General features: G+C 51.8%; 11 protein-coding genes. 4 read left to right on the top strand and 7 right to left on the bottom strand.

What is annotated here, in order from left to right:
* Nucleotides 1–91: 91 nt before the first annotated feature.
* Both hutH and BQ5462_RS02710 read right to left on the bottom strand, forming a co-directional pair.
* On the bottom strand, nt 92–1,654 hold the full coding sequence (gene hutH / locus BQ5462_RS02705) for a histidine ammonia-lyase (protein WP_071141909.1): 1,563 nt from the start codon (nt 1,652–1,654) through the stop codon (nt 92–94).
* Between the two features lie 84 nt (nt 1,655–1,738).
* Nucleotides 1,739–3,037 carry a Na+/H+ antiporter family protein gene (locus BQ5462_RS02710; protein WP_071142126.1) on the bottom strand — a complete coding sequence of 433 codons (1,299 nt, stop codon included), beginning with the start codon at nt 3,035–3,037 and terminating at the stop codon, nt 1,739–1,741.
* A 56-nt stretch (nt 3,038–3,093) separates the two neighbouring features.
* On the opposite strand from BQ5462_RS02710, the gene BQ5462_RS11605 reads away from it, so the two are divergent.
* Nucleotides 3,094–3,672, top strand: coding sequence for a helix-turn-helix domain-containing protein (locus tag BQ5462_RS11605; RefSeq protein ID WP_071141679.1), 579 nt, complete (start codon nt 3,094–3,096; stop codon nt 3,670–3,672).
* A complete protein-coding gene (locus tag BQ5462_RS11610; RefSeq protein ID WP_407923321.1) occupies nt 3,642–4,514 on the top strand; it encodes an IS3 family transposase in 873 nt (290 codons plus the stop codon). The genes BQ5462_RS11605 and BQ5462_RS11610 overlap by 31 nt, the downstream gene beginning before the upstream one ends.
* A gap of 375 nt (nt 4,515–4,889) precedes the next feature.
* On the opposite strand, the gene BQ5462_RS11415 is transcribed toward BQ5462_RS11610, so the two are convergent.
* Complete coding sequence (locus BQ5462_RS11415; RefSeq protein WP_071141911.1) at nt 4,890–6,218, bottom strand: aromatic amino acid lyase; 1,329 nt, start codon at nt 6,216–6,218, stop codon at nt 4,890–4,892.
* On the opposite strand from BQ5462_RS11415, the gene BQ5462_RS02735 reads away from it, so the two are divergent.
* Nucleotides 6,209–7,255: a sigma-54 interaction domain-containing protein gene (locus BQ5462_RS02735; RefSeq protein WP_083378045.1), complete on the top strand. Its 1,047-nt coding sequence runs from the start codon at nt 6,209–6,211 to the stop codon at nt 7,253–7,255. The genes BQ5462_RS11415 and BQ5462_RS02735 overlap by 10 nt on opposite strands.
* Nucleotides 7,256–7,521: 266 nt before the next feature.
* Here the strand turns inward: BQ5462_RS02735 and istB are convergent, their stop codons facing one another.
* Nucleotides 7,522–8,325, bottom strand: coding sequence for an IS21-like element helper ATPase IstB (istB, locus tag BQ5462_RS02740; protein ID WP_071141508.1), 804 nt, complete (start codon nt 8,323–8,325; stop codon nt 7,522–7,524).
* On the bottom strand, nt 8,318–9,514 hold the full coding sequence (gene istA / locus BQ5462_RS02745) for an IS21 family transposase (protein ID WP_205407907.1): 1,197 nt from the start codon (nt 9,512–9,514) through the stop codon (nt 8,318–8,320). The genes istB and istA overlap by 8 nt, the downstream gene beginning before the upstream one ends.
* A 182-nt stretch (nt 9,515–9,696) precedes the next feature.
* Here istA and BQ5462_RS02750 point away from each other — a divergent pair, with 182 nt between their 5' ends.
* Entirely contained in the window at nt 9,697–10,797 is a 1,101-nt protein-coding gene (locus BQ5462_RS02750) for an ISL3 family transposase (protein WP_159429665.1), read from the top strand.
* A gap of 126 nt (nt 10,798–10,923) precedes the next feature.
* On the opposite strand, the gene BQ5462_RS02755 is transcribed toward BQ5462_RS02750, so the two are convergent.
* Together BQ5462_RS02755 and BQ5462_RS02760 are read right to left on the bottom strand one after the other, a co-directional pair.
* Nucleotides 10,924–11,544: a cyclodeaminase/cyclohydrolase family protein gene (locus BQ5462_RS02755; protein WP_071141914.1), complete on the bottom strand. Its 621-nt coding sequence runs from the start codon at nt 11,542–11,544 to the stop codon at nt 10,924–10,926.
* A gap of 19 nt (nt 11,545–11,563) precedes the next feature.
* On the bottom strand, nt 11,564–13,234 hold the full coding sequence (locus BQ5462_RS02760) for a formate--tetrahydrofolate ligase (RefSeq protein WP_071141915.1): 1,671 nt from the start codon (nt 13,232–13,234) through the stop codon (nt 11,564–11,566).
* Between the last annotated feature and the right edge of the window lie 13 nt (nt 13,235–13,247).

A 13,247-nucleotide genomic window follows, 5' to 3' on the forward strand; every position in this document is an offset into this window, starting at 1 on the left:
ACAGCCTCCGGCAGACTGGCCAAAAGGAAAGAGCTGTGGACGCATAGTCCACAGCTCCGGAGTAAAGGGATGGTGATAAGGGGTTGCTGTTTTAGAAGAATTTCAGGTCGACTTTGTCTTCTACAGCATCCAGGATGCCGCCGCTCTGGACCAGATCGGTGATCTTTTCCAGTTCTTTGAACATCTCGATGTCTTTATCATAGGCGATGAAATCATTGGTCTTCCGTACGGCGTCATAGGCAGCCTGGGTACCGGCACCCAGTTTGAAGCCTTCGCCTTCCCGCAGATCGATGGCCTGGCAGGCGGCCAGGATTTCCGTTGCCACCACCCGGCGGGCGTTGAAAGCGATTTCTCCGGCTTTCCGTGCAGCATGGGCGCCCATGCTGACCAGATCTTCCTGGTTTTCGCAGGAAGGAATGGAGTCAACAGAAGCAGGATGGGCCAGGACTTTGTTTTCGCTGACCAGTGCGGCAGCCGCGTATTGGGTGATCATGAAACCGGAGTTCAGGCCGGAATGTTTCACCAGGAAGGACGGGAATCCGCTGAGGGAATTGTTGATCAGCCGTTCCAGGCGCCGTTCGGATACATTGGCGATTTCCGAGATCCCGATGCCCAGGAAGTCGAAAGGCAGGGCCATGGGTTCGCCGTGGAAGTTCCCACCGGAGATCACGTCGCCATCCGGCAGCACGATGGGGTTATCCGTAGCTGCGTTGATTTCGATGTCCACTTTGTCTTTCACGAAGCCCAGGGCATCCTTGCTGGCGCCGTGGATCTGGGGCACGCAGCGCAGGCAATAGGCATCCTGTACCTTCAGCTGGCCCTGATGGGTTACATAGGTACTGCCCTTCAGCAGGCTGCGCAGGTTGTAGGCCGTATCCAGCTGGCCTCTGTGGGGACGGATCACGTGGAGCCGTTCATCGAAGGCATCAATGATCCCCCGCTGGGCTTCAATGGAGAGAGCGGCGGCGATATCGCTCTGTTTCAGCAGGCTCATGCCTTCCCACAAAGCGAACACGCCCATGGCCGTCAGGATCGGTGTGCCGTTGATCAGGGCCAGCCCTTCCTTGGCTTCCAGATGGATGATGGGGATACCCGCCTTTTCCATGGCTTCCTTCCCAGGCATCACCGTCCCCTGGTATTCGGCATCACCCAGCCCCAGCATGGGCAGGACCATATGGGCCAGCGGAGCCAGGTCGCCGGAAGCCCCCAGGGACCCTTTTTCAGGGATGTAGGGATGGACGCCTTTGTTGATCATATCCACCAGGGTCTGCAGGGTAGAAAGACGGATTCCGGAATACCCCTTGACCAGTGCGTTGGCCCGGATGGTCATGGCCGCCCGTGTCACTTCTTTGCTGAGAGGTTTGCCATAGCCACAGGAATGGGTCCGGATCAGGTTTTCCTGGAGTTGGGCGCAGTCTTCTTTGGAAATATGTACCCGGCACAGGGAGCCGAATCCGGTGGTCACACCGTAGACCACCCGGTCACTGTTGACGATATCATCGATCAGGGCACGGGAGGCTTTGATGCGGGCCACTGCATCCGGATCAAAGGACAATTTGGCACCATACCGGCTGACAGCGATCAATTGTTCCAGAGTCAGGTCATTCCCGGTCAGGACAACTTCTTTAATGGCTTTGACATCTTTCAGTAACATAATGGCATCCTCCTTATATTGAACTTGCATTTTGATCGTTCATGGAAAGGGGCCGCCTGGCAGCCCCTTTTTTTGGTTATTCTGTTAGCCCAGGATCAGGGCACCGATCAGGCCGCCGATGAACAGCGGGATATCGAAGAAGATGAAGGTGGGTACGCAGGTATCCCAGATGTGGTTATGCTGCCCGTCCGCATTGAGCCCGGAAGTGGGTCCCAGCGTGGAGTCGGAGGCCGGAGAACCGGCGTCGCCCAGAGCCGCTGCCACACCGATCAGCAGGATGATGGCAGGGATCCCGAAGCCCAGTTTCAGGCCCATGGGGATGTAGATGGATGCCACCACAGGGATGGTCCCGAAGGAAGTCCCGATGCCCATGGTGATCAGCAGGCCAACGGCCAGCATCAGGAAGGCACCGCCGAACTTGGTGTTGATGACAGAAGTGGTTGCCATGACCAGGGATTCCACAGAGTGGGTTTCCCGGAGCACATTGGCATAGCCGGCAGCCACCAGCATGACGAAGGCGATGAAGCCCATCATCTTGACGCCATCATTGACCACGTTGTCCATCTTGTTCCATTTGATGCTGCCGGTGAGCAGCAGGACCGCCAGGCCGCACATGGCCCCGATGGGCAGGGATTTGAAGTACAGCTGGGCCACAAAGGCCACAGCCGCACCGGCCAGAGCCTTCCAGCAGTCGGAATTCATTTCCGTCTGGTCAGCATGTTCATCCTGGCCCATAATGGGCAGATCCTGATATTCACGAGGCCGGCTGTAGAACATGACGGCCAGGATCAGGCCCACCAGCATGGAGGCACCACCGATCCACATGACAGAAGAGATGTCACTGATGGCAACCTGTACGTTGTTGGCCACCATCTGGTCCTTGATAATGGTCATGAACAGCAGCCCGAAGCCTACCGGCAGGGAAACATACGGAGCTTTCAATCCGAAGGTCAGTGCGCAGGCCACGGCTCTCCGGTCCAGTTTCATGTGGTTCATCACCAGCAGCAGCGGGGGAATCAGGATGGGGATGAAAGCGATGTGGACAGGGATCAGATTCTGGGAGAAGCAGGAAACGAAGGCAATCAGAAAGACAAAGGCAATTTTTTTCGTTCCCACCACTTTGGTGATTTTCCGTGCGACGATGTCTGCCAGCCCGGACTGTCCGATGGCTACGGCCAGGGTCCCCAGCAGGATGTAGCTCAGTGCGGTTTCCGAGTTCCCACCCATCCCGCCGATCAGGACGCTGACGGTCTTATCGATGGCCAATCCACCGGTGACACCTGCTACGATAGCCGCAGCCAGAATGGCAAACAGCACATTCATTTTCAGCAGGCAGAGCACGGACATGACGATGACCGAGACGACAATGGGGTTGGTTAAGATTTGAGCTGACCCCCAATTGTTAGACCAAAAATCTAACAATTGGGGGTCAGTTTTTTATGGCAAAACACAACTATGAATTTAAGAAAAAAATAGTACTGGAATACTTGAACAGTGACGAAGGGTGTATTTCTATTTCACGTAAATATGGGATGGCAAGTAGCAGCCAGCTGCTAAAGTGGGTTGCTGCTTACAAGGCATTTGGTGATAATGGACTGAAGAGATCCCGCTCTCAAAAAATATACTCTTTCAAAGAAAAACTTTCTGTGGTAGAGTCTTACTTAACAAACGAAATCTCGTATCAGGAATTGGCAATTCAAGTAGGAATCAATAATCCATCCATGATTTCCAGATGGGTCAATGAATTTAAAATTGCGGGGCCGGAAGCGTTACGGCCACATAAAAAAGGCAGGAAGAGAACTTTGAACAAATCTCAAACCAAAAAAACAGATCCCCAGGTTCAGCAGCCGATGGTCGACATCAGTGTGGAACATGTCCAGGAGTTAGAGGATGAACTCCTTAAACTCCGTATAGAGAATGCTTTTTTAAAAGAACTGAGGAGACTGCGTTTAGAGGACGAAGCAAAAATGAGAGAGTTGCGAAAATCATCTCCAGTCTCCGAAGATCATTCAAATTGAAAGACCTTCTCTCCTATACTCAAATGCCTAAAGCGACCTATATGTACTGGCAGAAACGGTTTGACCGCGTGAATCCAGACCAGGAAGTAGAGGACAAAATACAGGAAATCCGCAGCCAGCATAAAGATTATGGATATCGGCGCATGACCGGTGAGCTGAAGAATCAAGGGCTTTGCGTGAACAAGAAGAAAGTTCAACGTATCATGCAGGAACTGAGCCTTCAGGTAACATCCTTTACCCGGAAAAGCCGTAAATACAGCTCCTATAAGGGTAAGGTAGGAACCATTGCTCCCAATAGAATACATCGTCGTTTTGAGACGAATATCCCACATCAGAAGATTACAACCGACACTTCAGAATTCAAATACTATGAAGTAGATCCACAGGGACATCTGACCCTGCACAAGCTTTATCTGGATCCTTTCCTGGACATGTTCAATGATGAAATCATCAGCTATGGAATAGCAAAACGTCCTTCGGCTGAAAGCATACTGGAAGCTCAAGCTGAAGCAATCGAAATTACTGCTGATTGTCCGTATCGAAGAACGTTTCACTCCGATCAGGGTTGGGCATACCAAATGAAGGCCTATGCCAGGAATCTAAAAAAAGGACGAATTTTTCAAAGCATGTCTCGAAAGGGCAACTGTCATGATAACGCTGTAATGGAGAATTTCTTCGGCTTAATGAAGCAGGAAATGTATTATGGAGTAATCTACTACAGCTACGAAGAACTAAAAAACGCTATCGAACGATACATTAAATACTATAACGAGCAAAGGATCAAGGAAAAACTATGCTGGAAAAGTCCTGTTCAATATAGGCTTTCCTTGCAGGCAGCATAAAAAAGTAACGAGACAGTAAAAACCATCTCGTTACTAAGGTCTAACTTTTTGGGGTCACATCAATTTCCATACGTTGATCACTCCTTTTCTTTATTCACTTTTCCGTGGCCGAAGGCGCCTGCACCGCTCTCAGCCTTTTTACGCCCTTATTCTATCTGAAAGATGTCAGAAAAGAGTCAAAAACTATGATGTTTTAATTTGATTTTGAATTTTCTCTCTATTATATACAGTATACTTTGATGTTTTTTATTGAAGTATTTGGCTAAAGCAGGGGACGTTTTATGGACTGAAAAAAGGGTGCCGCCTGCGCAGCACCCTTCCATCAGTTGTCCGGCAGGGTAAAAACCCGGAACCAGCCGAAAGCAACATATCATTTTAAACCAGTTTCCTGTCCATTCCCTGTTCCGCCCAGGCCATGATCTTCCCATCATGGATGCACTGGCGCAGGTATTCGATGTGGGGATACAGATAGAAATCTTCTTCCAGTTTCGGGACTTCCCGGCCCACAGCCTCCAGCACCTTCCGGCTGGCCGGGCTCCTCTGGAGGGACGCATCCACAAAGGGCTGGGCTTCGTATACGGACAGCAGCTCGATGGCCAGGATGTATTCCAGCTTTTCTACAACAGAAAGGCTCTTCAGGGCCGCATTGTATCCCATGGCTACATAATCTTCCTGATTTCCACAGGTGGGCGTGTTATCGATCACCGATGAGGTACACAGGATTCTCATCTGGTTCAGCAGGCCTGCCTGGGTATATTGAGGGATCATCACCCCGGAATTCAGACCCGGATTCTGGATCAGGAACCAGGGATACCCTGACAGATTCTCGTCTATGAGCCGGTTGTTCCGCCGTTCCGAAATCTTGGCCAGCATGGTGGCCGCCAGACAGGCACTGTCCATGGCGATTCCCACATAGGCGGAATCCGCATTGCAGGCGGAGATTTCCGCCTCGTTGCCCGGTTCCGGCCAGAGGATGGGGTTGTCGCAGCAGGAGTTCATTTCGATTTCCAGGGTCCGGCGGGCATCTTCCAGTGTCTTCCGGGCCGCTCCGTGAAGCTGGGGGATGCAGCGCAGGGACAGGGCAATGGCCAGGACGGACAGGGTATCAATGGCGGAACGCCAGAACCCCTTGGTCACCCGTTCCCCGAACAGCGGCGTCAGGGAAGCTGCCACGGACAGCTCCTTTTTCCGGTTGTAGTACATATAAGCGATGATGACCCCGCTGAGGGCGTACATGGCATAGGGAATGAAAGTCCAGTTATAGAAGCACCGGGCCATAGCAAAGAACGAAGCCTCCACGCTGAAGGGAGCCACGCCGGTCTCTTTCAGTTCTCCGTAGATGCTACCGTAATAGATCAGCGGTTCATTGACCCCGTAGGTAATCAGTCCGGTCGCGATACCACCGGTGAGGGTCATGGCGAACCAGGCGCCAAAAGAAAATTTTGCCTTTGCCTGCGGACCACCGAACCGGATCTTCCCCACTGGAGAAAAGGCCAGCAGGGTGATCAGGATCAGGGTGCCCAGAGCTGCCCACTGATACAGCCAGCCGAAAGTTTCCAGGGACCAGCCGAAAATCGCCTGGGTCACCTTTGTCAGCCAGGCATTGTTCACCACCCCCAGGATGGCCGCTCCGCCGATGACCAGAAAACAGGGGATGAACACATCCCACCGGATGCCCTTTTGGGTTTCTGTCTTTGCTTGCATCGAAAATCCCTCCCATTTGCGTCTTTGCGCAATTGTTGTGCTTTTGTCCTTATATTCAGCAAAAACAGTGCCATAAGAAACGGCTTTATACCCTGGATGACTTTATCGGAGCTGATTCAGCCATCCTGGAGTTGAAGAAAAATATCCAGAAACTGGCACCCCAGGAAAGCAACATCCTGATTTATGGAGAAACCGGGACGGGCAAGGAAATCCTGGCCCAGAGCATCCACGGTCTCAGCCGGCGCCGGCACAAACCACTGGTCGTCCTGAACTGTGCCGCCATGCCGGAAAGCCTGGTGGAAAGCATCCTCTTCGGAACCGTAGCCGGTGCCTACACAGGTGCCACCAACCACAAAGGTCTTCTGGAAGCCGCCAACGGAGGCACCCTGTTCCTGGATGAGCTGAACTCCATGGCGCTGCCCATGCAGGCCAAACTGCTTCGTGTGCTTCAGGAAGGGGTCTTCCGCCGGGTCGGGGAAACCCGGGAACGGGAAGTCGACATCCGGGTAATTTCCACCTGCAACCAGGAACCTTTCCAGCTGCTGCAGGAGAAGACTTTGCGGGAAGACCTGTTCTACCGGCTGGCCACCATCGTCCTGCGAATTCCGCCTTTGCGGGAACGGATCGATGATCTGGGGCTGCTGTGTTCCACCTACCTGGACCGGGCGGCCCGTCTTCATGCCTATCCCCTGACCCGGATCTCTCCCCGGGCGCTCTGGAAGCTGCAGCAATACAACTGGCCGGGCAATGTGCGGGAGCTGTACCATGTATTGGATTATGCCATGAATCTTTCTGAAGGGGATGAACTGACAGATGACCTTTTGCCGGAAGCCTTCCGTTCCCCTGTCCCTGCTCCGGCACCCACGACTCCCGTAAAAAAACAGACCCTGGCCGAACGGATGGCCTCTTACGAAATCGGTATCCTGGAGGAAACTCTTCAGCGGAACCAGGGCAATATCACCCAAAGTGCCAGAGAATTGGGCCTCCAGCGGCAGAATCTGCAGTATCGCCTGCGCAAATATCATATTGTCCCATAAAAAAATCGGTTCTATAATAAATGTTGGGGTCTTGTGGACACTCCTGTTCACAAGACCCCTTGTCTTACGATAAAATAAAGACATATCTAAGCTACATTTCACCTCAACCACCACGAAGAACTGAAAGGAGAATAGATATGTCTTTCTTTCATTTTATCGAAAAAAGCTTCCATTGGGAAGAGGGTTGTCAAGGCCGGGTTCAATTTGACCCATTTGGCCGGTTAAAAGTGACCCAATAAAACGGTAAATTCAATGCTTTTTCTGCCTTAGGGCCGGAAGTCCTTAAAGCCGGTTTTCCCAAGGCCGGGCTGGGGGACGGCCGGATTCAAACCTGCACGCAGACGATCTTTCAGCCGGTAACTCTCACCTCTAATATTTATCACATGAGCATGGTACAGCAATCGGTCCAGGATAGCAGTCGCAATCACTGAATCGCTCATGAGTTCACCCCAGTCACTGAAATACTTGTTGCTGGTCATAATTATGGTGCCCCGCTCGTAGCGGGCACAGACAATCTGGAACAGCAATTCTGCCTGCTGCCGGCTCAGCTGCATATAGCCAACTTCATCTATCACCAGGACATCTGGCCGGGCGTAAAATTTGCAGCGCCTGGACAACAGCCTTTTTTCCCGACGCTTTTCCAGATCTTCAATAAGATGGGCTAGCGTAATGAAGTATGCGGTTTTGCCGTGGTGCAGGGTTTCTACCGCAAACGCGGTGGCCAGGTGCGTCTTGCCGACCCCCGGCGGGCCCAGCAGGATCAGATTTTCACCTCGTTCCACAAAAGCAAGTGTACGCAGTTCCTGGAGCTGTTTCGGATTCAGGCTGGGCTGGAACGAAAAATCGAATTCCTCCAGGGTCTTCACGGCCGGGATCCGCGCAGCTTTCATCCTTTTCCGGATGGCTTTCTCAGTTCGTTCCTTCTGTTGAAAGCTCAGGAGCTGGTCGAGAAACGAAATAAAAGTCGAGTCTTTTGCAGCGGCCGTTTCCAGAAGGGCATCCAGCTGGCAGGCTGCCTCCGGCATATTGAATTCAGCCAGGAGCTGCCTGGCATGCTCCACTTCAAGCATTGGATACCACCTCCATCAGCCTGTCGTAAAGGGCTAGAGGTCGTTTCACCACATCCTCTTTCATCTGGATTCCTGCCGTTCGAGGGTAAGCAATGCCTTCCTTTGCCTCCAATCCGCTGTATTGCGCCTGCTGCGGAACATAATATCCCTTTACTTCAGAGAGCGGTATATCTGCCACAGGAAGGTTATCTACGAATACCTGTACATGGTTCTGGTACAGCCGGACCCGGGCTTCTCTGCCGCTGTAATGCCAATCTATACCATAGAGATGACCATCGAAACTGACGAATCCATCTTTGGAAATCCGCCGATCTTCCCAGCGGTAACGGTTACGCAGTTCCTGAGGCGGGAGCGGGTTCAAATGCTCGGCCGCCAATTCCTGCAGAGGGATTTTCCCTGTAGTCCCATGCTTCTTGCCGTTCACATGCTGGCACCATTGAAGAGCCTGACGGTTCAGGTCGTACAGATTGGTGAAACGTCTTCCAGGCAGGAAATTCTCCTTGAGATAACGGACAGAACGTTCCACCTTCCCTTTCGTCTGAGGCCGGCGTACCTTACAGGTGGAAGGCTTGAAGCCCATATCGGCACAGAAACTTTCGAAAGCGGGAAGGAAGATGGTCTTACCGGCCTCGTGTTTCAGGACAACTGTCTTCATGTTGTCTGTCAGCACAACATCAGGAACTCCGCCGAAATATTCGAAAGCGTTCAGGATGCAGCGTTCCAGGCTTTTGAGGTCACACCGCTTTGTGAATTCCACGTACCTGGCCCTGGAGTATCCCAGGGTCATGACGAAAGCCGGAACTTTATGGAATTCGCCATCTGTGCCCAAATATTGGCAGATTCCCCAATCCATCTGGGCTTGTCTGCCGGGCTCGGTTTCATACCGTGGCACAGCCGGGATGGTCTTTGGCGGACGAAAAACGTGGACATAATCCTTGATGATGGTCTTCCCACCGGTGTAACCCATCTGTTGCAAGGTCTCCAGGATGACGACGCAGTTGAATATGCCATCGTGCATCATCTGGTTGACCTGCGGCTTAAAGGGATCCAGAATGGAACCGCGCTTATGAGGTTGCTCCGGCAGAGTAGCCACTTGCATATACTTCTTGGCCGTATTCTTGGAAATATTCTGCTCTTTACCGATAGCATATGCGCTCTTGCCTTTTCTTGCACTATCGCGTATTATCATAATAAGCCCACTTCCTATCATTTGGACTACCTCCTAACAAGTTTGGTCGCTTATTATTATGGTAATCCACTTTGGTATGAGGTGGGTCATTTTTTTCCGGCCCTTTAGGTCAATTATAGTCCGGCCTTAACAAGGGTTCCATAAAAGAATTTGAAAAATTGGGATCCAGCCTCCTCCTTTACGTGGAATTCACTTCTACAGCTTCTCGTTGCCCCTACTGTCATCATAAAATTCTTCATATTAAGGACTATCGGGACCAAAAAGTCCTCTTAGGGCACTGGAACACCCATCCTGTTTCTGCTATTGTTCATAAAAGAAGATTTTTTTGCCCTTGCTGCCATAAGACATTTTATGAAAAAATTCCTGGCGTCGAGCATTACCAGCGGCGTTCTAACGATGTAAAGAACAGCATCATCCAAGCCTGTTCTGAACTGGCGAGCTTTAAAGCTATTGCCAGAAGCCATGGTGTCTCTGTTTCCACCGTAATCCGGTATTTTGATGGACTTACTTTTAAAAGGCCTCTCCATCTGCCTGAAGTTCTTTCTTTAGACGAATTTCGTGGGAACGCTCATGGGCAAAGATACCAGGTCGCTGTGAATGACCCTCAGCGTCATGAAACTCTCGATATTTTGCCAAAGAGGACAGCGCTGGAATTGATTCGTTATTTTAGCCAATTTTCAAGAGCAGAGCGATTGAAAGTAAAATTTGTCGTAATGGACCTTTCGTCACTTTTCCGCAAGGTCATCAGAGCGATGTTTCCTGGTGCAACAATTATTGGTGACCGATTCCACATACAGAGACTGGTCATTTGGGCGCTTGAACGGGTTAGGAAAAATGTACAAAAGTTATTCGACGAAAAAAGAATTTATTTCAAGAGAAACAAACATATCTTGAACAAGAGGGGTGATCGTCTGACAGAAGAAGAACTGGCCAGCCTTCGGGAAATCTTGAAGCAGTCTTCAGAATTACAGAGAGCCTATGCCTTAAAAGAGGCATTCTTTAAGGTGTTTTCTATGAAAGAACGGTCTGCTGTTGCTTCATTCTTATCTCGTTGGTTATCATTAGTCGAAGAAAGTGGGGTTGAAGAATTCAAGAGTGTTATAAAGACGTTCACTGATTGGAAGACAGAGATTTTGGAAGGATTGAGTCAAGCGTATTCGAATGGTTTTACGGAAGGAATGAACAATAAGATTAAGGTGTTAAAGAGAGTAGCATTTGGTTTTCGCAACTTTGAACGATTCCGTTCTCGGATTTTACTGCTTTCGATGGTGAAATTAAAATAAAAACAGACGTGAGCAAAAATCGCTCACGTCCGTGTGTGGTAGATGAATTGGAGCTTACCCCAACATTTGACAAAGAACCAAAAAATCGGGGCTGCTGAATCACAGCAGTCCCGATTTTTCTTTGCGTTACAGTTTTACTTTTTCCAGCAGAGCCTGTTCTCTGGCATCCACATCGGCTTCGATTTCAGCCATCCGTTTCTTCAGATCTTCCACGAACAGCGCATCTTTGATGCTGCCCAGATTGATCTTTACATTCAGGAATGCTCCCCGTACCGCAGCCCGGGCGTTCATGGCAGCTACCGCTCCGTCGGTCACCGCATTGGGGTTGCCCCGCAGGATCACTGCTTCGGCCAGGGCAAACAGCTCATTGGCCGTCTGTCCCACTTTGAAAGGAACCAGAGCCGCTTCCTTGGTGGCATCCTGGATGGCAGCACTGCGGGCCTTTTTGGCCTCATCCGTATCCTTGGGCAGTTTGAAGGCAGCCATGATCTTGTTGAAGGCACTGCTGTCCTCATCGATGAAAGCCAGGAACTGATCTTTCAAGGCACCCGCCTTCCCGGCCACTTCCTGCATTTCTTCCTGGGAAGCGGCATACTTTTCCTTGCCCAGGGTCAGCTGGGCCACCATGGCAATCAGGGCTGCGGAAGAAGCCGCATTCAAAGCAGCGATGCTGCCGCCCCCGGGTGCCGGGGAAGAAGAGGCCGTTTCGTTGATAAAACCTTCTACCGTGAGTTTCTTCAATTCCATGGGGAGTATCCCTCCTGTATCAGAACAAACCAGTAATCTTTCCGTTGTTGTCGATATCCATGTTGAGAGCGGCCGGATGTTTGGGCAGACCGGGCATCACCATGATGTTGCTGGTCTGGCAGACGATGAAACCGGCACCGTTGGACACACGGACATCCTGTACATTGATCTTGAACCCGCTGGGAGCCCCCAGGAGAGCCGGGTTATCGCTGAGGGAATACTGGGTCTTGGCCACGCACACCGGCAATTTATCCAGACCCCATTCTTCCAGCTGTTTGATCTGTTTTTTCGCATTGGGCGTAAAGGTCACACCATCACCGCCATAGATTTTGGTCACAATGGCCTTCAGCTTGTTGGGGATGGTATCCTGCACATCGTACAGTTCCACTTTCCTGGGAGCCTGTTCCTCCAGCATCCTGGCCAGTTTGCGGGCCATATCCAGGCCACCTTCGCCGCCCTTTTCCCAGCTTTCGTTCAGGGCCACTTCCACACCGTAGCTGGCGCATTTCTGCAGCAGCATATCGATTTCAGCCGGCGTATCCGTAGCGAACTTGTTGATGGCCACCAGCACCGGCAGGCCGTAGCTCCGCATATTCTCCACCTGTTTGGCCAGGTTACTGAACCCGTCACTGAGAGCTTTGACATTTTCCTTGCCCAGATCGGCTTTGGCAACGCCGCCGTGCATCTTCAGGGCACGGATGGTGGCAACCACCACCACCGCATCCGGATACAGTCCGGCGTAATGGCATTTGATGTCGATGAACTTTTCAGCCCCCAGGTCAGCCCCGAAGCCGGCTTCCGTAACGGCCACATCACCCAGTTTCAGGGCCATCTTCGTAGCCAGGATGGAATTGCAGCCGTGGGCAATATTGGCAAAAGGACCGCCGTGGATGATGGCCGGTGTATGTTCCAGGGTCTGGACCAGGTTCGGCTTGATGGCATCCTTCATCAGCATGGCCATAGCGCCTTCGCAGCCCAGCTGGTGAACATACACCGGGTTGCCGTCCAGGTCGCTGCCGATGACGATCCGGCCGAACCGGGCCTTCAGGTCTTCCAGATCTCTGGCCAGGCACAGGATGGCCATGATTTCAGAAGCCACCGTAATGGTGAAAGCATCTTCCCGGGGGAACCCGTTGACCTTGCCGCCCAGGCCCACCACCACTTTCCGCAGGGCACGGTCGTTCATATCCAGGACCCGGCGCCAGGTAATCTGACGGGCATCGAGCCGCAGCTGGTTGCCATGATGGATGTGGTTGTCGATCATGGCGGACAGCAGGTTGTTCACAGCCGTGATGGCATGCATATCACCGGTGAAATGCAGGTTGATATCGTCCATGGGCACCACCTGGGCATAGCCACCGCCGGCAGCGCCGCCCTTGATTCCGAACACAGGGCCCAGAGAGGGTTCCCGCAGGGCAACCACCGGGTGTTTGCCGATCTTCCGCAGGGCATCGGCCAGGCCGATGCTGGTGGTGGATTTTCCTTCCCCGGCAGGGGTAGGGGTAATGGCGGTCACCAGGACCAGTTTCCCATTGGGTTTATTTTCCAGCCGTTTCAGTACATCCAGAGACAGTTTGGCCTTATAATGGCCATATTGTTCCAGTTCTTCCGGCAGGATTCCCAGATTGTCAGCGATTTTGCTGATGGGTTCCATGACGTTCTTTTGCGCAATCTCGATGTCACTCAGCATCAAAGTCCCTCCT

Source organism: Acidaminococcus timonensis (genome assembly GCF_900106585.1).
Lineage (GTDB): Bacteria > Bacillota > Negativicutes > Acidaminococcales > Acidaminococcaceae > Acidaminococcus > Acidaminococcus timonensis.